Source organism: Salibaculum griseiflavum, assembly GCF_003129565.1.
Classification (GTDB): Bacteria; Pseudomonadota; Alphaproteobacteria; order Rhodobacterales; family Rhodobacteraceae; genus Salibaculum; species Salibaculum griseiflavum.
In genome coordinates this window covers 186,360-204,792 of the sequence record NZ_QETF01000005.1, presented here as the reverse complement: position 1 = coordinate 204,792, position 18,433 = coordinate 186,360, and the positions used below count along the sequence as shown (strand labels likewise).

Here is an 18,433-nt window from a genome sequence, read left to right as displayed (position 1 = left end):
CCAATCCTAAAGCAGGCCCTTATCGACCACCGCCAAAAGGACCAGCTTGACCAGATCAAGGACGCCGCATAACCTCGCATCAAGCTGCGCCACTCAGGCAAGTTTCAACATCAAGCGGGACATTCCCCCGGATGCGTGACGAGGCCGGTTGATCCACAAGACGGGACGCTCACTGCGCCAGCCATGCAGAAAACGCATGGCGGCTTTGTTACTGCGTCGCAGCATTTAGTCTTGCGCGAGTCAGATGCGCCTCCTAACTGCGCTCTTGAAGCCGATGATGCTTAAACGCTCATCAACTTCATACCTCCCTGTTGGACTTCGCCGGGCCTTTGTGCCCGGCTTTTTTCTTTTCAGGCCGCGAAAAGCCGCCCCGGTCCCGTCGTCCGCGCTCCGGCCAGTTGGAACATATGCCAGCCCAGGACGAGGTTCGAGCTGAGCACCGGCAGGCCGGTCTCGGCCTCGATCTGGTCGATGATGCCGAAACTGCGCAGGTTGGTGCAGGACAAGAAGACCGCATCGACACCGCCTGCCCCGGCCAGGTGTTTTGCCGCGGCGATCACCGAGGGGCCGTCGATCCGGGCAACCCGGGTTTCCTCGGCCTCGTCGAAACTGCCGAAGACCGGGCTGTCGACGCCGCGCGCGGCCAAGGCGCCGCGCAGGGTGCTCGACACGTCTTCGACGTAAGGCGACAGGAAGGCCAGCTTTGACACGCCCAGATGTTCGCAGGCCGCCACCAGTCCCGATAGCGGCTCGGTGACATGGCGGGTATGGCAGCCCTGGTTGACCAGCTCGGCGATCCGTTCCGGCCCGATGACCGAGGTGCCCGAGGTGCAGCCATAGCCGACCACGTCGAAATGGATCGGGCGCGGCAGCCGCCCGGCGGCGGCGGGCAGGTCATGGGCCATCTGCCCGAGCGTTTCAGTCGTGACCTCTGGCGCGCTTTCCACCCTGCTGTGATAGAGGGCGACGCCGGTGTCGGGGATCAGGCGGCGCATCTCATCTTCGATGGTTTCGTCCGATTGCAGCAGCACCAGCCCCAGCGCCGCGTCATAGCCAAGCGGACCGGTCACGGAAAAGGGAAAGGGATGGCGCATGCGTCAAATCCTCTGCAAGGGGCCAGTGGCGCGGGGCGACAGGACCTCGGCCCCATCTTGGCGCAGAACGATGTTTTCCTCATGGACCAAGATGCCACCGCCGGGCACGGCGATGCCCGGCTCCAGTGTCAGGACCATGCCCGTGGAGAGTTCGGTTCGATCCCCGGAGACAAGCGAGGGCCACTCCGTCAACTGCATGCCCAGCCCATGGCCAAGCCGTCCGGCCTCGCCGCCACCCACGATCCGATCCATGGCGGCAAAGACATCGCAGGCCCGCGCGCCGGGCCTCGCGGCCTTCAGGCCGGCCTCGGTCGCCTGCAACAGCGTTTCCCAGGCGGCCTCGACCTGCGGAGCGGGCGCGCCCACCGCGAAATTGCGGTCGAAGTCACAGAAATAGCCATCCACGACCAGCCCTGTATCCAGCATGAGCACATCGCCATGCTCCAGCGGCGCATCCGTGGCGGGAGAGATCACATCATCATAGCCCAGCGGCCCGGCCCCGCCGGCCAAGTAGGGCACCCAGTCGGCCCCTTCTTCGAGGCACAGGCGCTGGAAATCACGGAACACGCGCGACAACGGCACCCCGACCCCGGCAATCTCGCCCACCCGGGCAAAGGCGCGCCCGGCCACATCGCAGGCGGTGCGAATGGCGGCGATTTCGGCCTCGGATTTGACCATGCGCAGGCGGCGCATGATCCCGGCATCCTCGGCCATGCGTTCCACCCCGACCATGGCACAAAGCCGCCCGAAATCCGCAAGCGGCATCCGCAGGTGGGTTTCATGACCCGAAGGCGCACCGATCAGCCCCTCGGGCGCCACGTCCTCGAGGGTCTCGGCCAGAAGACTGACGCCGTCATCCTCAAGATCAGGGGACGACCAGCAACGGATATCCTGCACCCAGGTCTTTTCCATCAAGGCACGGCCGATCGAGGGGATCACCGCAACCGGATGGCCGGTGACCGGCACGACCAGGAACCAGGGCCGCGACGGGCTTTCCCAGAAGCGCGTCAGGAACCCCGTGAAATAGCGGATCTCGGGTTCCGTGGTCAGCAACAGCGCACCCAGCCCCGCCTTGCCCATCATGTCTTGCGCCCGGTCCAGCCGGGCCTGGTATTCGGCGGCGGCAAAGCCGCTCATGCAGGGGCCTCGCTGAGGATACACAGGATACGCGCGTCCTCTGGCGGCGCGGCCAGCACGGCGGCCACCCCGGCCCCGCCGGAGCTGGATGTATCCAGCCCCTCCCTGGCCAAGAGCGGCAGGACCGCCTCACCCTCGGCCTCGGATATCGTGACAAACTGGTCGGCATCCCGCGACAGGCCACGCAGCGCGATGGCCGAGGGCGTCTTGCAATCCAGACGCCCCATATGGCTGTCCGCGCCGGCCGTATCGACGACCCGGCCCACCTGAATGCTTTCGATCAGCGCGGGGGCATTTTCCGGCTCGACCACGATGATCTGCGGCGCATCCCCCCAGGCTTCCCGGAAGAAAGCTGCGGCCGCCCCGGCCAACCCGCCGACCCCGGCCTGCAAGTAAATATGGGTGGGCGGCTCGGGCATCTGGCGCACGGTTTCGGCGGCCATGGCCAGGTAGCCCTCCATCAACCGCCAGGGCAGGTCCATGTAGCCGTGCCACGAACTGTCCGAGAGCAGTGTGAAACCCTCGTCCCGCGCGGCGCGCTCCGCCCCGTCCATGCTGGTGGCGTAATCGCTGCCTTCCCGGCGCACCTCGGCGCCCTTGTCACGCAACCTCTGGGCAAAGCTTTCCGGGACGGTATCAGCAAGATAGACGACGGCATCCGCGCCGAAGACCCGCGCGCCAGCAGCCACCGACATACCGTGATTGCCGGCGCTGGCGGTAACATAGGTGCGGCCCGAAAGCGCGGTGCTCATGTCGCTGGCCGCAGTTGCCGCGGCCTGATGAGCGATCACGTAAGCGGCGCCAAGGGCCTTGAAACTGCCAAGGCCCATGCGGGCGCGCTCGTCCTTGATATAGGCCTTGGCGACCCCCAATGCCTGCGCCAGCCCCCCGGCATCGATCAGCGGCGTCGGCGCGGCGACCGGACAGCGCTGCAAAAGAGCCTCGACCGCATCGGCGGCTATACTGGGTGCGGGGGCATCAAAAACTGCATCTCCGTGCAGGCCGGATCCCCGATGGGGATTGATCACGCTTTTCATGGAGAACATCCCAATCGCAGCCGGTCAGCCCGGTCAAGCGCAACTTTCGTGATCCGCCACGCATTGCTCCTGTCTGCCCCATGTCGTAAAGCACCGCGCAACGGAGACCTGACGGGGACGAAAGCGCATCATGCAAGAGCCGGCCATCACGCCCGACCTGATCGAGGCCCACGGCCTCAAGCCCGACGAATACGACCGCATCCTGGAAATCATCGGGCGCGAACCGACATTCACCGAGCTGGGCATCTTCTCGGCCATGTGGAACGAACATTGTTCCTACAAGTCGTCCAAGAAATGGCTGCGCACACTGCCAACGGACGGCCCGCAGGTGATCTGCGGCCCCGGCGAGAACGCGGGCATCGTCGATATCGGCGACGGGCAGGCCGTGGTCTTCAAGATGGAAAGCCACAACCACCCCAGCTACATCGAACCCTACCAGGGCGCGGCAACGGGCGTGGGCGGCATCCTGCGTGACGTGTTCACCATGGGAGCGCGACCCATCGCGGCCATGAACTCCCTGTCCTTCGGCGAACCGGATCATCCCAAGACGCGGCAGCTTGTGCATGGCGTGGTCGAAGGCGTGGGCGGCTACGGCAACTGTTTCGGCGTGCCCACCGTGGGCGGCGAGGTGCGCTTTCACGCGGCCTATAATGGCAACTGCCTGGTGAACGCTTTCGCCGCCGGGTTGGTGGACGCGGACAAGATCTATTATTCCGAAGCCTCGGGCATCGGTATGCCGGTGGTCTATCTGGGTGCCAAGACCGGCCGGGACGGCGTCGGCGGCGCCACCATGGCGAGCGCCGAATTCGACGACACGATCGAGGAAAAGCGCCCCACCGTTCAGGTCGGCGACCCCTTCACCGAAAAGCGCCTGATGGAAGCGACGCTGGAACTGATGGAGACCGGCGCGGTGATCTCGATCCAGGACATGGGCGCCGCGGGCCTGACCTGCTCGGCGGTGGAAATGGGCGACAAGGGCGGCTTGGGCGTCAAGCTGCAACTCGACGACGTGCCCCAGCGCGAAGAGGCCATGACCGCCTACGAGATGATGCTGTCCGAGAGCCAGGAACGCATGCTCATGGTGCTGCGCCCGGAAAAAGAGGCCGAGGCGCGCGCCGTCTTCGAAAAATGGGACCTCGATTTCGCCATCGTCGGCGAAACCATTGCCGAGGACCGGTTCCTCATCCTGCATGGCAACACCGTCAAGGCTGACCTGCCGCTCGCCACCCTGTCCGGTTCCGCCCCCGAATATGACCGGCCCTGGGTCGAGCCAGCCCCCGCGCCCGAGCTGGGTGACGTCGTGGGTGTCGATCCGATCGACGGGCTGCGCGCACTGATCGGATCGCCAAATTACTGTTCGCGCCAATGGGTTTATGAACAATACGACACGCAAGTGATGGCCGACAGCGTGCGCACGCCGGGGCTGGGCGCGGGCGTGATCCGCGTGCATGGCACCGACAAGTTGCTGGCCTTCACCAGCGACGTCACACCGCGTTACGTCAAGGCCAACCCGTTCGAAGGTGGCAAACAGGCCGTGGCCGAGGCCTATCGCAACCTGACAGCCGTGGGTGCCAAGCCCCTCGCCAGCACCGACAACCTGAACTTCGGCAACCCCGAAAAGCCCGAGATCATGGGCCAGTTCGTCTTTGCCATCAAAGGCATCGGTGAGGCGGTGGCGGCGCTGGACATGCCCATCGTGTCGGGCAACGTGTCGCTTTACAATGAAACCGATGGTCAGGGCATCCTGCCCACCCCGACGATCGGGGCCGTGGGCCTGATCGACCATGCGGACCACCTGATCGCCGGCACCGTGCGCGAGGGCCACGTGGCGCTTGTCCTGGGCGAGACCAAGGGGCACCTGGGCCAATCGGCCCTTCTGGCCGAAGTATTCGGACGCGAAGAGGGCGACGCCCCGGCCGTGGACCTTGAGGCCGAAAAGCGCCACGGCGATTTCATTCGGGACAACCGCGACTGGATCGACGTCTGCACGGATCTCTCCGATGGCGGGTTGGCGCTGGCGGCGTTCGAGCTGGCCGAGGCCGCTGGCGTGGGCGTTCAGCTGGACAGCGGCGACACCGCCCAGCTCTTCGGAGAGGACCAGGCGCGCTATCTGGTGGCCTGCAGCTTTGACAAGGCCGAGGCACTGATGGCCGCGGCCGGACGGGCGGGTGTGCCCATCGCGTTCGTCGGCAAGTTCACCGGCGATACCGTGCGCATGGGCGGCAGCGAGGCCCCGCTGGAAGAGCTGTCGGCACTCTATCGCGGCGCTTTCGCGGACCGGTTGGGCTAGGCTTGGCGTCCGCTGACGCACGATCTGCGCCCGACACGGCAGCGGACGGCGACCCCTCCGATCTGCCGGAGCTTGCCGCGGATTGCGCGGCCTGTGCGGCGCTTTGCTGCGTTGGGCTGGCTTTCGACAAGGGCGCGGAATTCGCCATAGACAAGCCGGCGGGCAAGCCCTGCCCCAACCTCTCGGGCCATGCCTGCACCATCCATGCCGACCTGGCCGCGCGCGGCTTTCCCGGCTGCGCCCGTTTCGATTGCGAGGGGGCGGGCCAGCGCAGCGTCGCCCTGCATGGCGGTGCCAGCTGGCGCGACGACCCCGATGTCCTGTCGCCCATGCTCGATACCTTCCGCCACCTGCGCCGCATCCACGAGCTGCTCAACCTGCTTGTGGTCGCGGGCCGTTTGCCGCTTGGCCCTGACCACGAACGCGAGCGCCGCTCGCTTGTCGCCGCACTCTGCCCGCAAGACATGACCCCCGGTTTGGCCGCCACCCTCGCCACCGGGCCGATCCCCGGCCGCGCCCGCGCTTTTTTCCGCGATCTGCGCCGCGAGATGCAGCCCTTGCGGGCCGCCACCGACCAGCCTACATCTTCGGAAAGACCAACACGCAGGAGAGCCCCATGCCCATCACCGCAGGCGAGATCGAGGACCTGATCCGCGAAGCCTTCCCCGACGCGCAGATCACCGTCGAGGGCGATGACGGGGCCCATTTCGCCGCGCAGGTCATCGACCCCAGCTTTGCCGGGATGAACCGGGTCCAGCAGCAGCGCGCCGTCTATGCCGCGCTCAAGGGCAAGATGGACGGCTCTAACGGCGACCTGCACGCGCTGGCGCTGACCACCCGCGCCCCCGACTAGCCCAAGGAGAGGTCGCCCAGCATGGAAGCCCGTCTGATCGCCGCCCTTGTCCTGTCGCCCTTCGTGGTGGCCTTTCTTTACGCAGGTATCCACGAATACCTGCGGTACAAGTCCGAGGGGAGTGCCGATTACGGGCTGGTCTATGACGAGGAAACCGGAACCACCCATGTGACCGCAATCCCTGAGGACGAGGACGCCTTCGACCCCGAGGACTTCGATCCAAACGAATATAACGACCCCGAAACAGACAAGACGACTTAGCAAGCGTGAAACCGCTGCCGCCGCCAAGAAAGGGAACAAAGATGACAGACGCCAAGACCCAGATCGACGAAACCGTGAAAGCCAACGATGTGGTGCTTTACATGAAGGGCACCAAGTCCATGCCGCAATGCGGGTTTTCTCAGCGCGTGGCCGGGGTTCTGAATTTCATGGGCGTGGAGTTCACCGATGTGAACGTGCTGGCCGACGAGGAAATCCGCCAAGGCATCAAGGATTATTCCGACTGGCCGACCATTCCGCAGCTTTACGTGAAGGGCGAATTCGTGGGCGGCTGCGATATCATCACCGAGATGACGCTCTCGGGCGAGCTGGATCAGCTTTTCGACCAGAACGGCGTGACCTATGACAAGGACGCCGCCGACAAGATCCGCGACGCCAACGCTTGATCCGCGTGCGGCGGGGCGCAGGCCGCTTCCCGCTTCTACGAACAAGTCCGGCTCCGGTGAAACGGGGCTGGACTTTTCCCCCGACCGGCCTTTTTCTTTCAGGCAGTCCAAACAGGGGGATACCAGATGAAACTCTCGACATTTCTGACCAGTGCTGCGGCACTGGCGCTCGGCACCACCGCCGCCCTTGCCCAAAACGACTGCGCGGCGGGCAGCACGATCGAGGATGGTGTGCTGACAATCGCCACCGGCAACCCGGCCTATTACCCGTGGGTGATGAACGACGACCCCGCCAGCAAGGAGGGCTTCGAGGCCGCCGTCGCCCATGCCGTGGCGAACGCCATGGGTTTTGACGACGATCAGGTCGTATGGACCCGGTCGTCCTTTGACCAGGCCATCCAGCCCGGCGCCAAGAACTACGATTTCAACCTCCAGCAATTCTCGATCACAGAGGCGCGCGACGAGGTGATCGACTTCTCGCTGCCCTACTATTCCGCCGCAGCGGCCGTGCTGAGCCGCCAGCCCACCGCCGATGCCGGCGCAACCAACACGGTTGACAGCCTCAAGGGCCTGAAATGGGGTGCGGCGGCCAGCACCACGGCACCGGCGATGATCGAAAACCTGATCGGGCCGGAAGATTCCCTGCTGCTCTACGATGACAGCGCCGACGTGGTCGAGGCGATGAAGGCGAACCAGATCGACGCCAGCCTCTTCGACCTGCCAACCGCGCTCTACCTGTCCGCTGTGACGTTGGATGACGGCGTTCTGATCGGCCAGTTCCCGCCCGAAATGAGCGAGAACCCCGACCAGTTCGGCCTCGTCATGGAAGAAGGCAGCGCGCTTAAGGCATGTGTCGATGCGGCCATCACCACCCTGACCGACGATGGCACGCTTGCCGCGCTGGAGGCCGAATGGCTGGCCGAGGCAACCGGCGTGCCGGTCATCGAATAAGACCTTGACCCTGCAAGAAAAAACCAACGGGGCGGCACCCTCCGCCGCCCCGCCCCGCGCGGCGCGCCGACAGGCCTACGAGGCCCGCGTGCGGCGGCGCTCGAACATCATCGCGGGGGTCAGCACGACGTTGGTCGTGTTGGCCATCGTCACGCTTGTTCCCCTCGCCCCCGGCTGGGCGGCGGTCAAGAAAAGCTTTTTCAACGCCGAGGTCTTCGCCCAGACGTTCCCGCGGCTCGTGCAGGCCTTCCTTTGGGACATCGCCATTTTCCTGTGGTCTGTGCCCCTGATCACGGTCATCGCGCTGGCCATCGCGCTGGCGCGCGACACCAAGAACCCGGCGCTCTTTCCGCTGAAACTCTTCGGTATCCTCTACACGGATATCTTTCGCGGCATCCCGGTGATCCTTGTGGTCTACCTGATCGGCTTCGGCATTCCCGGCCTCGGCCTGCCCCGGCCCTGGAATTCACCCTATATCTGGGGCACCGTGGCGCTCGTCCTCACCTACTCGGCCTATGTGGCCGAGATCTTTCGCTCGGGCATCGAATCCATCCATGACAGCCAGCGAGCCGCCGCGGCCTCTCTGGGCCTCAGCCAGTCGGACACGATGCGCTTCGTGGTGCTGCCACAGGCGATCCGCCGGGTGGTGCCGGCCAACATGAACATGCTGATCGCGCTGCAGAAGGATGTGGCGCTGCTGTCCTTCATCGGCCCGGTCGAGGTGCTGCGACAGGCCGGTGTCTTCAAGTCCTTGCTGGCCAATTTCACACCCTATGTAGGGGCGGCATTGATTTTCCTGTCGGTGACGATCCCCGCGACGCGATATGCCGATTACCTGATCGCCCGCCAGCGGCGCGAGAGGTCCTGATGCTGGAATTGCGTGACGTTGCCAAATCCTTCGGGGGAAACCGCGTGCTGAACGGCATTTCCCTGACCGTCGAGCGCGGCGAGATGGTCTGCCTGATCGGCGCCTCGGGGTCGGGAAAATCCACCCTGCTGCGCTGCATCAACCTGCTGGAACCCATTGATGACGGGGCGGTTTTCCTCGACGGGCAGGATATTTCCGAACCCGGCCTGAACCCCGATCCGGTGCGCCGCCGTATCGGCATGGTGTTCCAGTCCTACAACCTGTTCCCACACATGACCGCCGAGGAAAACGTGATGCTTGCCCCGCGCCGGGTGCATGGCAAGACCCGCGAGGCCCTGCGGCCGCAGGTGACAGAGCTGTTCACCCGGTTCGGGCTGGCCGACCGGATGCAGCACTATCCCGACCAGCTTTCGGGCGGCCAGCAGCAGCGCGTGGCCATCGTGCGGGCCTTGGCCATGCGCCCGGAGATCATGCTGTTCGACGAGATCACCAGCGCTCTGGACCCGGAACTGGTGGGCGAGGTGCTGGACGTGCTGCGCCAGTTGCGCAGCGAGGGGATGACCATGGTTCTGGCGACGCACGAGATGAAATTCGCCGCCGAACTGGCCGACAAGATCTGTTTCCTGGATGCCGGCCGGATCGCGGAACAGGGCCCGCCGTCGCAGATCTTCGAAGCCCCCCAAAAGGCACGCACCCGCGCCTTTCTGTCCCGCGTGCTCTAGGCCTTCGCCCGGGGCTTGTGTCAGGCCCGGTCGCGCTCTTCCAGTTCCTCGGCCAGCGCCTCGGCCCGCGCCGCCAGCTCGGCCAGCGTATCGGTGACCTCGGCCGGAACCACGGGCACCTCGACGCGCTGCGCCTCGGGCGGATTGGATTCCAGCGCCTCGAGACGTGCGCGCGCCTCCGCGGTCTCGGTTTCGGCCGCGCGAACCTTGTCTTCGAGCGCCGCCGTCCGGTCGGCCAGCATCAGCCCGGCCATCAGCAACATGCGGCTTTCGGGCATCCGCCCGATCTGCGACGACAGAGCCGTGGCCTCGGTGTCCAGCATGGCGGCCGCCGCATGCAGAAAATGCTCTTCGCCCTCCTGGCAGGCCACTTCGAAACTGCGGCCCCCGATGGTGATCTCAACCTGCGGCATCGTCTGCCTCCTGTTCGATGATGGGGCGCAATTCGCCAATGATCGCATCCATCTCGGCGGCGTCGGCCGCGCGGGTGGCGCGCAGCGCGTCCAGTTCCGCCATCATGGCCTTGTTGACCAGATGCGGTTCGCTCACGCCCGCCTCGACCGCGCGGCGGAGCTGGTCGTTGATGTCGCGCAGTTCGGCATTGACCTGACGCAGGCGCTGCAATTCGCGGTCCATCCCGGCGGTTCGCTTGCGGTTCGCCTCGACTGCGCTTTCCAGCTCGCTCAGCTTGCCGTCCTGGCGCTGCTTGAGCAGCTTTACCCGCTCTTCCAACTGGGCGTTCGCCGTGCGCTCCTCGTCGAGCTGGGTGCGCATCGCCTCCAGTTCGGCGGTGTCCGGCGCGCTGTCGGGCGCGGGTTTCGCCCCGCTCGCCGACACGTTTTCGGACGCCTTGCGTATACGATCCAGCGCCGCTGAAATCCGCGTCTCGAAATCCGAGATGTCACTCATCTGCCCGTCCTTTCCTTGGGCCTGCCCCGCGCCGGCGGGGCTGCCTAACAGCGCCACGATCCGGCCAAATCGCGGGGCATCCGGGCCCGTCCGACCCGACCGGGCCTGTGCCGTGGCCGTGCCCCGTTGCCGAATCGCGGGTCTGTGGAAAAAGACTATGCCATTGCCGAGGGGTCGGCAAACCCCGATAGGCCCGCCTTTTCAGTCCGTTATACCGCACCCTTGATGCGTATCGCAGCCTTGCCTTGATCTTGGGGGGCGCCCTGCTATGACCGCTGCAGCCAGTTGTGACACCAAAAGGACGAAACCTCCGTGGATATCCAAGCCCTTCGCAGCGCCAATCCCGATCACTGGGCCCGCGCCGCCGCCATCCGCACCCTGACCCTCGATGCCGTGGCCGCGGCCAATTCCGGCCATTCCGGCATGCCAATGGGCATGGCCGATGTGGCGACCGTTCTTTTCGGCAACCACCTTCGGTTCGATCCCAAGGCCCCGCATTGGCCCGACCGCGACCGTTTCATCCTGTCGGCCGGGCATGGCTCCATGCTGATCTACTCACTGCTCTACCTGACCGGCTACGAGCAGGCCACGCTGCAGCAGCTCAAGGATTTCCGCCAATGGGGCAGCCGCACTGCCGGGCACCCCGAATATGGCCATCTTGAAGGAGTCGAGACCACGACCGGTCCGCTCGGCCAGGGCATCGCCAACTCGGTCGGCTTCGCCATCGCCGAGGAGGCGCTGCGGGCGCGATGGGGTAAGAAGATCATCAATCACCACACCTATGTCATGGCCGGCGACGGCTGCCTGATGGAAGGCGTCAGCCAGGAAGCGATCGGCCTGGCCGGCATGCAGCAGCTGGGGCACCTGATCGTCTTCTTCGACAACAACAACATCACGATCGACGGCACCGTCGACATGGCCGATGCCACCGACCAGTCGGCGCGTTTTGCCGCCTCGGGCTGGCATGTGCAGGAAATCGACGGTCATGACCCGGCCGCCATCGATGCGGCCATTGTCGCCGCCAAGGCCGATCCGCGCCCTTCGATGATCTCGTGCAAGACCCATATCGCCCTTGGCCATGCCGCGCAGGACACATCCAAGGGGCACGGTGCCCTGACCGATGCCGACCAGCTGCGCGCCACGAAAGAGGCTTACGGCGCCCCCATGGGCGATTTCGAGGTCGACCCCGCCGTCAAGGCCTGGTGGGAAGGCTTGGGCCAGCGCGGGGCCGCAGCCCGCAACGAATGGGACGCTGCCTTTGCCAAGCTCTCGAAAGCGAAGCAGGACGAGTTCACCCGAAGCTTCGCCCTTGAGGCCCCCAAGAAACTGGCGGCCACGATCAAGGCCCTGAAGAAGCAATTCGCGGAAGAGGCGCCGAAACTGGCCACCCGCGCCTCCAGCCAGAAGGTGCTGGAGGTGATCAACCCGCTTATGAGCGAAACCCTGGGCGGATCGGCCGACCTGACCGGGTCCAACAACACCAAGACCGGCGATCTGGGCGTGTTCACCCCCGAGGACCGCGAAGGCCGCTACATCCATTACGGCATCCGTGAACACGGCATGGCCGCGATGATGAACGGCATGGCCCTGCATGGCGGCATCCGCCCCTATGGCGGCACCTTCATGTGTTTCGTCGACTACATGCGGGGTGCCATGCGGCTCAGCTCGCTGATGGGCGTGCCCGTGGTCTACGTGGTCAGCCACGATTCCATCGGGCTGGGCGAAGACGGCCCAACGCACCAGCCGGTCGAACACCTTGCCCTGATGCGCGCCACGCCGAACCTCAACGTGATCCGCCCCGCCGACACGATCGAGGTGGCCGAAGCCTGGGAAATCGCCCTGACCGAGAAGGCCACACCAAGCGCGCTGGCCCTGTCGCGGCAGGGGCTGCCCACTGTCCGGACCGAGCACAAGACCAAGAACCTCACGGCCCAGGGCGCCTATGTCCTGAAGGACGCCGAGGCCGCCAAGCGGCAGGCGATCCTGATGGCCTCCGGCTCTGAAGTCTCGGTCGCCCTGGCCGCGCGGGAGATGCTCGAGGCCGAGGGGATCGGCACCCGCGTGGTGTCGATGCCGTCGATGGAACTGTTCGCCGCACAGGACGAGAAATATCGCAAGCGCGTCCTGCCCGGCGGGCCTGTGCGCGTGGCCGTCGAGGCCGGCGTGCGCCAGGGCTGGGACCAGTGGCTGCTGGGCGAACGTGGCCGCGAACAGAAGGCCGGTTTCGTCGGCATGGACAGCTTCGGGGCCTCCGCCCCGGCGAAAACCCTGTTCGAAGAGTTCGGCATCACCGCCGAGGCCGTGGCGCAGAAGGTCCGCGACCTGCTGGCGTGATCGTGGCAACGGGGGGCGGCGGCGCGTCGCCGCCCCCTGACAGCGGCTCTGGCCAGCACCACTGATGGCTTGCTATGATCGGATGTCTCCTAGGCTGGATCGTCTCATGCGCCGCCCCATTGCCTTTCTGGCTCTCCTTGTCCTGACCGCCTGCGCCATGCCGGCGCAGCGCCCGGCCTCTTATGGCACCAGCCCGGCAGTCCCGCTCGCCGCCTCGGAAATACCGCAGGACGCGCAGGCCGCCGCCTTCGCACGGGCGTTTCTCGATGCGATCCAGCCGCGCTCCATCGCGTTGCGTCGGGAATTGTGCGGCTTCTTCTATGTCGATCCGGACGGGGACCTCGCGGCCACGACACCGCGGGTCGGTTCATTTTCCGGCTGCGACATGGAGGTGCCCGAGCCGGGCAGCGGCGTTTTCGCATCCTACCACACCCACAGCGCATTCGCGGCCGGCTATGACAACGAGGTGCCGTCGGCGCAGGATCTGGCCAGTGATTTCCAACTTGGCCTTGACGGCTATGTCAGCACACCGGGCGGGCGGCTGTGGCACGTGGATTACGGAACGCGCCGCGTGCGGCAGGTCTGCGGGCTTGGCTGCGTCTTCATGGACCCGGGGTTCCGGCCCGTGGACGAGGCCGGGATCCGTACCAGCTATTCGATAGAGGATCTGACCCGTCGCATGGCGGCCTATTGACCCGCTAGTGGGCGGCGGACTTGCCCATCAGCGGGGCAATGACCCGCGTCACCACCGGGATCAGCGACAGCCCCGCGATCAGGCCGACGATGCCATCCAGCCCCGCCGTCACGGCCCAGTTGCCGAAACCGCCATCAGCCACGGCGGCGGCCGCGTCATGGATCAGGTCGTAGGGCATGTGCCAGCCCAGATCATGGGTTCCGTGGACCAGGATCGACCCACCGACCCAAAGCATCGCCACCGTTCCCACGAAGGACAGAACCTTCATCACGTGGGGCATGCCCTTGACCAGCCCTCGGCCCAGGCCCCGGCCCAGACCCGTGCGTCCCCTGGCCGCCAGTGCCAGGCCGATATCGTCCATCTTCACGATCAGCGCCACGGTGCCATAGACGGCGGCAGTGATGACAATGGCCACGACGGCCAGGGTCGCGGCCTCCAGCCAGAACCCGCCTTCGGGGATGGCGGCGAGGGTGATGGTCATGATCTCGGCCGAGAGGATGAAATCTGTCTTGATGGCACCGCGCACGCGGGTTTCCTCCAGATGGACAGGGTCGCCGACGTCCATGTCCTCTTCCACCTTCGCGTCGCCATGGGGGAAGAGCCAGTGGAATACCTTTTCGGCCCCTTCGAAACACAGGTAGAACCCACCCAGCATCAGAAGCGGCGTGATCAGCCACGGCGCGAAGGCATTGAGCGCCAGTGCCACCGGCAGCAGGATCACCAGCTTGTTGAAGAAACTGGCGCGAGCGATCTTCCAGATGATCGGCAATTCGCGCTTGGGGTCCAGCCCATGAACGTATTTCGGCGTCACCGCCGCGTCGTCGATCACCACGCCGGCGGCCTTGGACCCCGCCTTGGCGGCCATGCCGGCCACGTCATCGACGCTAGAGGCCGCCAGTTTCGCAATCGCCGCGACATCGTCAAGAAGTGCCAGAAGCCCACTCATACTCGTCTCCAGATTCGTTTGGGACAGCTTAGCGGCCCAAGCCGTGGGAACAATGGGGAGATGTTGGCGCAAACGGTTAGCGCAAACCGTGGCAACCCTGCCTCCGTTACCGCTAAACTGTTGGCAAAGCGTCGTATTTGGACTTGGTATACAATGGCACACCGCGTAGAAGAGCCCTACCACGCCCCTACAGGAGCCCCCCATGACCGTCACTATCGGCATCAACGGATTCGGTCGCATCGGCCGCTGCACCCTCGCCCATATCGCCGAGGCCGCTCGCAACGACGTTCAGGTCGTCAAGATCAACGCCACCGGCCCGGTCGAGACCAATGCGCACCTGCTGCGTTATGACAGCGTGCATGGCCGCTTCGCCGGCCAGGTCGATGTGGTCGACGGCAAGCTGGATCTGGGCCGCGGCCCGATCGACATGATGTCGACCTATGACCCGCAAGAGCTGGACTGGGATGGCGTCGACGTGGTGCTGGAATGCACCGGCCAGTTCAATGACGGCGTCAAATCCGCCGTTCACCTGGAACGGGGCGCGGGCAAGGTTCTGATCTCGGCGCCGGCAACCAATGTCGACAAGACCATCGTCTACGGCGTCAATCACCGCAGCCTGGACGCCGAGGACCGGATGGTGTCCAACGGGTCCTGCACCACCAATTGCCTGGCGCCGCTGGTCAAGGTGCTCAACGACGGGATCGGTATCGAACGCGGCATCATGACCACGATCCATTCTTATACCGGCGACCAGCCGACGCTGGACCGTCGCCACAAGGATCTCTACCGCGCCCGCGCCGCCGCCATGGCGATGATCCCGACCTCGACCGGGGCCGCCAAGGCGCTCAAGGAAGTGCTGCCCGAGATGGAAGGCAAGCTGGACGGCACCGCCATGCGCGTGCCCACGCCCAATGTCTCCTGCGTCGACCTGACCTTCGAAGCCGCGCGCGACGTCACCGCCGAGAACGTCAACGAGATCGTCGCCGAGGCCTGCGCCGGCCATATGGGCATGGTCATGGCCTATGACCCGGAGCCGAAAGTGTCCGTCGATTTCAATCACACGCCGCAAAGCTCGATCTTCGCCCCCGACCAGACCAAGGTCATTGGCGCACGCACCGTGCGCGTGCTGGCCTGGTACGACAACGAATGGGGCTTCTCGGTGCGCATGGCCGATGTTGCCGGACATATGGGTCGTCTGCACTGACACTACATAGCAGACAACGACAAGGGGCCTTTCGGGGCCCCTTTTTCATGGGCGGATCGCCGCTCTGCAACTGCGGTTGCAGGCCCGTAAACCGCTGGCAGAAACGCCGCGGATACAACTTCGGACCGATTCCGCTGCGCCCCTGCCCGCCCCAATCTTGTCCCCGGACGGCGCGCCATCCCGGCCCGCCGCGAACCCGAAAGGACAGGACCCATGAAAGCTCTTCTTCTCGCCACCGCCCTTGCCACCGCCGCCTCCGGCGCTTTCGCCGCCAGCCGCGCCGACCTGACCGACGCCCGTAAGGCCGAGATCACCGAGATGCTGACCGCCCAGGGCTACGAGGTGCGCCAGATCCAGATCGAGGACGGCATGTACGAGGTCTACGCCGTCAAGGACGGTGGCCGCTACGAGGTCTACCTCGCCGATGACCTGACCGTGCTGCGCACCAAGATGGACGACTGAGCCCGGCGCGCGGGCCGTGCTGCGGCCCGCCCCCACCAACAAAGGGAGCCCCCCATGACCAAACATCGCATCTGGGACCCGCTGGTCCGCCTGTTTCACTGGACGCTGGTCGCGGCCTTCGTCGCCAACGCGTTCCTCACCGAGGATGAAAGCAAGCTGCACGAAGCCGTGGGCTATGTCGTGGTGGGCCTTGTCGCCTTCCGGTTGGTCTGGGGTCTGATCGGCCCGCGCCACGCCCGCTTCGCCAGCCTCTTCCCAACGCCCAAGGCCGTCTTCGAACAGGTTTCGGACATCGCCACGGGACGCCGCGCCGTACATCTGGGCCACACGCCGCTGGGCGCGCTGATGATCTTCAACCTGCTGGCCACCCTCGCCGGGATCGGCGCGACCGGCTACATGATGACGACCAATGCCTATTGGGGCACGGAATGGGTCGAAGAGATGCACGAAGCCCTTGTCGTCTGGGCCGAGATATCGATCATCGCCCATGTCGCCGCCGTGATCTGGGAAAGCCGCCGCACGGGCGTGAATTTGCCGCAGGCGATGGTGACAGGTGTCAAGACCGTGCCGGAAGGTGCTAGGATCGTCGAGTGATGCAAGGCACATCGAAAAAGCCCGCCGCGCTGATGGCGCTGATTGCCGCCCAGGTTCTGTGTGCGGGCTTTTTCCTCTGGGATGTGGGGGCCGACGGGGTCGCCCTGGGCCTGACGGCCCTGTCCGACTGGCATTTCGCGATCGAACTGGTGGCCGCGCTGGCGCTGATCTCGGCGGTGGTGATCGAAACCCGCTACCTGCTGACGCTTCTGCGCCGCTCGGCGCACTTGGAGCACCAGGTCTCGATCGCCGCATCGGCCTTCCACGACGTGATCGAGGAGCACTTCCAGGGCTGGGGCCTGACGCCTGCGGAACGCGACATCGCGCATTTCATGGTCAAGGGCTTCTCGATCTCGGAAATCGCCGAGCTGCGCGGCTCGGCCGAGGGCACCGTCAAGTCCCACCTCAACGCGATCTACCGCAAGGCCGAGGTCACGAACCGGGGCGAGTTGCTGAGCCTGCTGATCGAAGACCTGATGGCCATGCCCGTCGCAACCGAGACAGGGGCGGACAACCCGCCCGCCCCCGCGTCGCGGCCCGGGGTCAGCCCCGTTTCTTGATCCCCAACAGGTATTCGTTTGAATAATCCACCTTCAGTTCGATCCAGATCGGCAGGTGATCGGACATCTCATGGGTGCGCCAACTGGAATACTCCCCCTCCCAGTCGGAATAGGCCTCGCCCACGTCCTCGCCCGCCGCCAGCGCGCGCTGGATGGACGTATGGAAATCCCAGAACCCCTCGCCCGATTTCCGGCGCCGCCGGATCGCCTTTGCGATATCCCGATAGGCCTCCATTTCGGCATCGGTGAACACGGCCTCTTGCCAGTGTATCGCGCCTCGGTTCAGCATCTCCGTCTTGTCCTGCAACCCGCTGAAGGCGATCTGGTCGTAATGCTTGGTGCCGGTCAGAGAGGTGGGGCCGAGGTCGGGCACCTCGAAGCCATTTGAGGTCAAGGCCCGGTGCCCCGGGTCGCCGGGCTCTTCGATATTCATGTCGCCGATGAAGACATGCACCTCGTCCGTGTCCTTGGCCCGGTCCTTCAGGATCTCCGCGATCACGCGAATCTCGTCCTCGCGCAGGGGGCGGCCCTCGGTTTCCTCGAACACGATATGCGCCGAACACAGGACGAACCGGAACCACCCGGCCTGGAACGACGCGAAGAACGGCGTGCGCCCGATCTGCTCATCCCCCGGCAGCGCGCCCTTCTCGATCACCAGCTCACCGATCAGGTTGCGAAAGAACACCCGGTTCCGGTTATAGACGAAGGCCATCCGTTCATGGTTCCCGCGCCCGGCCCCGGAACTGTCATTGATGAAATAATCCCAGTTCGGGCCCAGAAGCCCCATCAACTGCTCCATCGACTCGACCGACTTGACCTCCTGCAACGCGCAGATGTCGAAATGGTCGATGATCTCGGCAATGTAGTGAAAGCTCTCGGGCAGGCGCGGCCGCCCGCCATCGAAATGCCGGATGTTCCACGACCCGATGATCAGCGAATTGGGCGCGCGGCGCGACACGATCTCGGCATTGAGCAAGGCGCGCAGGCGCAACAACCTGTCCGCGATCCAGCCCGACTGGCCCGGTTGCGCATCTCCGCGCGGGTAGCGGTACGAATTCTTGATGGATTGATAAAATGCCATGATACCCTCATGAATGGCCTGCAATACAACCA

The 18,433-nt window shown here is 65.2% G+C and carries 21 protein-coding genes; 14 read left to right on the top strand and 7 right to left on the bottom strand.

The features are described from left to right. Positions 1-350: 350 nt before the first annotated feature. The 3 genes from DFK10_RS07060 to DFK10_RS07050 are packed head-to-tail and all read right to left on the bottom strand — an operon-like array spanning position 351 to position 3,268. Positions 351-1,094, bottom strand: coding sequence for a maleate cis-trans isomerase family protein (locus tag DFK10_RS07060; RefSeq protein WP_109388022.1), 744 nt, complete (start codon positions 1,092-1,094; stop codon positions 351-353). 3 nt (positions 1,095-1,097) lie between these two features. Then, the gene (locus DFK10_RS07055; RefSeq protein WP_109388020.1) at positions 1,098-2,231 is read right to left on the bottom strand and encodes a M24 family metallopeptidase; all 1,134 of its coding nucleotides are present in this window, start codon (positions 2,229-2,231) and stop codon (positions 1,098-1,100) included. Continuing rightward, complete coding sequence (locus DFK10_RS07050; RefSeq protein ID WP_109388060.1) at positions 2,228-3,268, bottom strand: pyridoxal-phosphate dependent enzyme; 1,041 nt, start codon at positions 3,266-3,268, stop codon at positions 2,228-2,230. Before DFK10_RS07050 ends, DFK10_RS07055 begins: the two co-directional genes overlap by 4 nt. A 130-nt stretch (positions 3,269-3,398) precedes the next feature. Between DFK10_RS07050 and purL the strand changes: the two genes are divergently transcribed. The 8 genes from purL (at position 3,399) to DFK10_RS07010 (ending at position 9,617) form a co-directional block, all read left to right on the top strand. Next, a complete protein-coding gene (gene purL / locus DFK10_RS07045) occupies positions 3,399-5,558 on the top strand; it encodes a phosphoribosylformylglycinamidine synthase subunit PurL (protein WP_109388018.1) in 2,160 nt (719 codons plus the stop codon). 2 nt (positions 5,559-5,560) lie between these two features. Further along, the gene (locus tag DFK10_RS07040) at positions 5,561-6,208 is read left to right on the top strand and encodes a hypothetical protein (protein ID WP_109388016.1); all 648 of its coding nucleotides are present in this window, start codon (positions 5,561-5,563) and stop codon (positions 6,206-6,208) included. Beyond that, positions 6,175-6,411, top strand: coding sequence for a BolA family protein (locus DFK10_RS07035; protein WP_109388014.1), 237 nt, complete (start codon positions 6,175-6,177; stop codon positions 6,409-6,411). Before DFK10_RS07040 ends, DFK10_RS07035 begins: the two co-directional genes overlap by 34 nt. A 21-nt stretch (positions 6,412-6,432) precedes the next feature. Then, a complete protein-coding gene (locus DFK10_RS07030) occupies positions 6,433-6,672 on the top strand; it encodes a hypothetical protein (protein WP_109388012.1) in 240 nt (79 codons plus the stop codon). A 41-nt stretch (positions 6,673-6,713) separates the two neighbouring features. Next, on the top strand, positions 6,714-7,076 hold the full coding sequence (gene grxD, locus DFK10_RS07025; protein ID WP_109388010.1) for a Grx4 family monothiol glutaredoxin: 363 nt from the start codon (positions 6,714-6,716) through the stop codon (positions 7,074-7,076). A 126-nt stretch (positions 7,077-7,202) separates the two neighbouring features. Beyond that, entirely contained in the window at positions 7,203-8,027 is an 825-nt protein-coding gene (locus tag DFK10_RS07020) for an ABC transporter substrate-binding protein (RefSeq protein WP_109388008.1), read from the top strand. 4 nt (positions 8,028-8,031) lie between these two features. Beyond that, positions 8,032-8,895: an amino acid ABC transporter permease gene (locus tag DFK10_RS07015; protein ID WP_235866784.1), complete on the top strand. Its 864-nt coding sequence runs from the start codon at positions 8,032-8,034 to the stop codon at positions 8,893-8,895. Continuing rightward, positions 8,895-9,617, top strand: coding sequence for an amino acid ABC transporter ATP-binding protein (locus DFK10_RS07010; protein ID WP_109388004.1), 723 nt, complete (start codon positions 8,895-8,897; stop codon positions 9,615-9,617). The genes DFK10_RS07015 and DFK10_RS07010 overlap by 1 nt, the downstream gene beginning before the upstream one ends. A 20-nt stretch (positions 9,618-9,637) precedes the next feature. Here the strand turns inward: DFK10_RS07010 and DFK10_RS07005 are convergent, their stop codons facing one another. Together DFK10_RS07005 and DFK10_RS07000 are read right to left on the bottom strand one after the other, a co-directional pair. Beyond that, on the bottom strand, positions 9,638-10,030 hold the full coding sequence (locus tag DFK10_RS07005) for a cell division protein ZapA (protein WP_109388002.1): 393 nt from the start codon (positions 10,028-10,030) through the stop codon (positions 9,638-9,640). Beyond that, on the bottom strand, positions 10,017-10,526 hold the full coding sequence (locus DFK10_RS07000; RefSeq protein ID WP_109388000.1) for a hypothetical protein: 510 nt from the start codon (positions 10,524-10,526) through the stop codon (positions 10,017-10,019). The genes DFK10_RS07005 and DFK10_RS07000 overlap by 14 nt, the downstream gene beginning before the upstream one ends. 312 nt (positions 10,527-10,838) lie before the next feature. Here DFK10_RS07000 and tkt point away from each other — a divergent pair, with 312 nt between their 5' ends. Together tkt and DFK10_RS06990 are read left to right on the top strand one after the other, a co-directional pair. Beyond that, positions 10,839-12,860 (top strand): transketolase, encoded by a 2,022-nt coding sequence (gene tkt / locus DFK10_RS06995; protein WP_109387998.1) that lies wholly within the window; start codon positions 10,839-10,841, stop codon positions 12,858-12,860. Positions 12,861-12,966: 106 nt separating this feature from the next. Continuing rightward, entirely contained in the window at positions 12,967-13,554 is a 588-nt protein-coding gene (locus DFK10_RS06990; protein ID WP_217810090.1) for a DUF4329 domain-containing protein, read from the top strand. 4 nt (positions 13,555-13,558) lie between these two features. Here DFK10_RS06990 and DFK10_RS06985 read toward each other — a convergent pair whose 3' ends face one another. Beyond that, positions 13,559-14,500, bottom strand: coding sequence for a DUF808 domain-containing protein (locus tag DFK10_RS06985; protein ID WP_109387994.1), 942 nt, complete (start codon positions 14,498-14,500; stop codon positions 13,559-13,561). Between the two features lie 202 nt (positions 14,501-14,702). Between DFK10_RS06985 and gap the strand changes: the two genes are divergently transcribed. The 4 genes from gap (at position 14,703) to DFK10_RS06965 (ending at position 17,320) form a co-directional block, all read left to right on the top strand. Further along, positions 14,703-15,704: a type I glyceraldehyde-3-phosphate dehydrogenase gene (gene gap, locus DFK10_RS06980; protein WP_109387992.1), complete on the top strand. Its 1,002-nt coding sequence runs from the start codon at positions 14,703-14,705 to the stop codon at positions 15,702-15,704. 213 nt (positions 15,705-15,917) lie between these two features. Beyond that, positions 15,918-16,166 carry a PepSY domain-containing protein gene (locus DFK10_RS06975; protein ID WP_109387990.1) on the top strand — a complete coding sequence of 83 codons (249 nt, stop codon included), beginning with the start codon at positions 15,918-15,920 and terminating at the stop codon, positions 16,164-16,166. A gap of 54 nt (positions 16,167-16,220) precedes the next feature. Beyond that, complete coding sequence (locus tag DFK10_RS06970; protein ID WP_109387988.1) at positions 16,221-16,760, top strand: cytochrome b/b6 domain-containing protein; 540 nt, start codon at positions 16,221-16,223, stop codon at positions 16,758-16,760. Beyond that, entirely contained in the window at positions 16,760-17,320 is a 561-nt protein-coding gene (locus DFK10_RS06965) for a helix-turn-helix transcriptional regulator (protein ID WP_109387985.1), read from the top strand. Before DFK10_RS06970 ends, DFK10_RS06965 begins: the two co-directional genes overlap by 1 nt. Here DFK10_RS06965 and DFK10_RS06960 read toward each other — a convergent pair. Next, positions 17,304-18,401 (bottom strand): endonuclease/exonuclease/phosphatase family protein, encoded by a 1,098-nt coding sequence (locus DFK10_RS06960; RefSeq protein WP_146193238.1) that lies wholly within the window; start codon positions 18,399-18,401, stop codon positions 17,304-17,306. The genes DFK10_RS06965 and DFK10_RS06960 overlap by 17 nt on opposite strands. Between the last annotated feature and the right edge of the window lie 32 nt (positions 18,402-18,433).

Excerpts from the sequence above, each read along its gene's own strand:
- DFK10_RS07060 (WP_109388022.1), bottom strand. The coding sequence starts at position 1,094 with ATGCGCCATCCCTTTCCCTTTTCCGTGACCGGTCCGCTTGGCTATGAC.
- DFK10_RS07055 (WP_109388020.1), bottom strand. The coding sequence starts at position 2,231 with ATGAGCGGCTTTGCCGCCGCCGAATACCAGGCCCGGCTGGACCGGGCG.
- DFK10_RS07050 (WP_109388060.1), bottom strand. The coding sequence starts at position 3,268 with ATGAAAAGCGTGATCAATCCCCATCGGGGATCCGGCCTGCACGGAGAT.
- purL (WP_109388018.1), top strand. The coding sequence starts at position 3,399 with ATGCAAGAGCCGGCCATCACGCCCGACCTGATCGAGGCCCACGGCCTC.
- DFK10_RS07035 (WP_109388014.1), top strand. The coding sequence starts at position 6,175 with ATGCCCATCACCGCAGGCGAGATCGAGGACCTGATCCGCGAAGCCTTC.
- DFK10_RS07030 (WP_109388012.1), top strand. The coding sequence starts at position 6,433 with ATGGAAGCCCGTCTGATCGCCGCCCTTGTCCTGTCGCCCTTCGTGGTG.
- grxD (WP_109388010.1), top strand. The coding sequence starts at position 6,714 with ATGACAGACGCCAAGACCCAGATCGACGAAACCGTGAAAGCCAACGAT.
- DFK10_RS07020 (WP_109388008.1), top strand. The coding sequence starts at position 7,203 with ATGAAACTCTCGACATTTCTGACCAGTGCTGCGGCACTGGCGCTCGGC.
- DFK10_RS07010 (WP_109388004.1), top strand. The coding sequence starts at position 8,895 with ATGCTGGAATTGCGTGACGTTGCCAAATCCTTCGGGGGAAACCGCGTG.
- DFK10_RS07005 (WP_109388002.1), bottom strand. The coding sequence starts at position 10,030 with ATGCCGCAGGTTGAGATCACCATCGGGGGCCGCAGTTTCGAAGTGGCC.
- DFK10_RS07000 (WP_109388000.1), bottom strand. The coding sequence starts at position 10,526 with ATGAGTGACATCTCGGATTTCGAGACGCGGATTTCAGCGGCGCTGGAT.
- DFK10_RS06990 (WP_217810090.1), top strand. The coding sequence starts at position 12,967 with ATGCGCCGCCCCATTGCCTTTCTGGCTCTCCTTGTCCTGACCGCCTGC.
- DFK10_RS06985 (WP_109387994.1), bottom strand. The coding sequence starts at position 14,500 with ATGAGTGGGCTTCTGGCACTTCTTGACGATGTCGCGGCGATTGCGAAA.
- gap (WP_109387992.1), top strand. The coding sequence starts at position 14,703 with ATGACCGTCACTATCGGCATCAACGGATTCGGTCGCATCGGCCGCTGC.
- DFK10_RS06975 (WP_109387990.1), top strand. The coding sequence starts at position 15,918 with ATGAAAGCTCTTCTTCTCGCCACCGCCCTTGCCACCGCCGCCTCCGGC.
- DFK10_RS06970 (WP_109387988.1), top strand. The coding sequence starts at position 16,221 with ATGACCAAACATCGCATCTGGGACCCGCTGGTCCGCCTGTTTCACTGG.
- DFK10_RS06965 (WP_109387985.1), top strand. The coding sequence starts at position 16,760 with ATGCAAGGCACATCGAAAAAGCCCGCCGCGCTGATGGCGCTGATTGCC.
- DFK10_RS06960 (WP_146193238.1), bottom strand. The coding sequence starts at position 18,401 with ATGGCATTTTATCAATCCATCAAGAATTCGTACCGCTACCCGCGCGGA.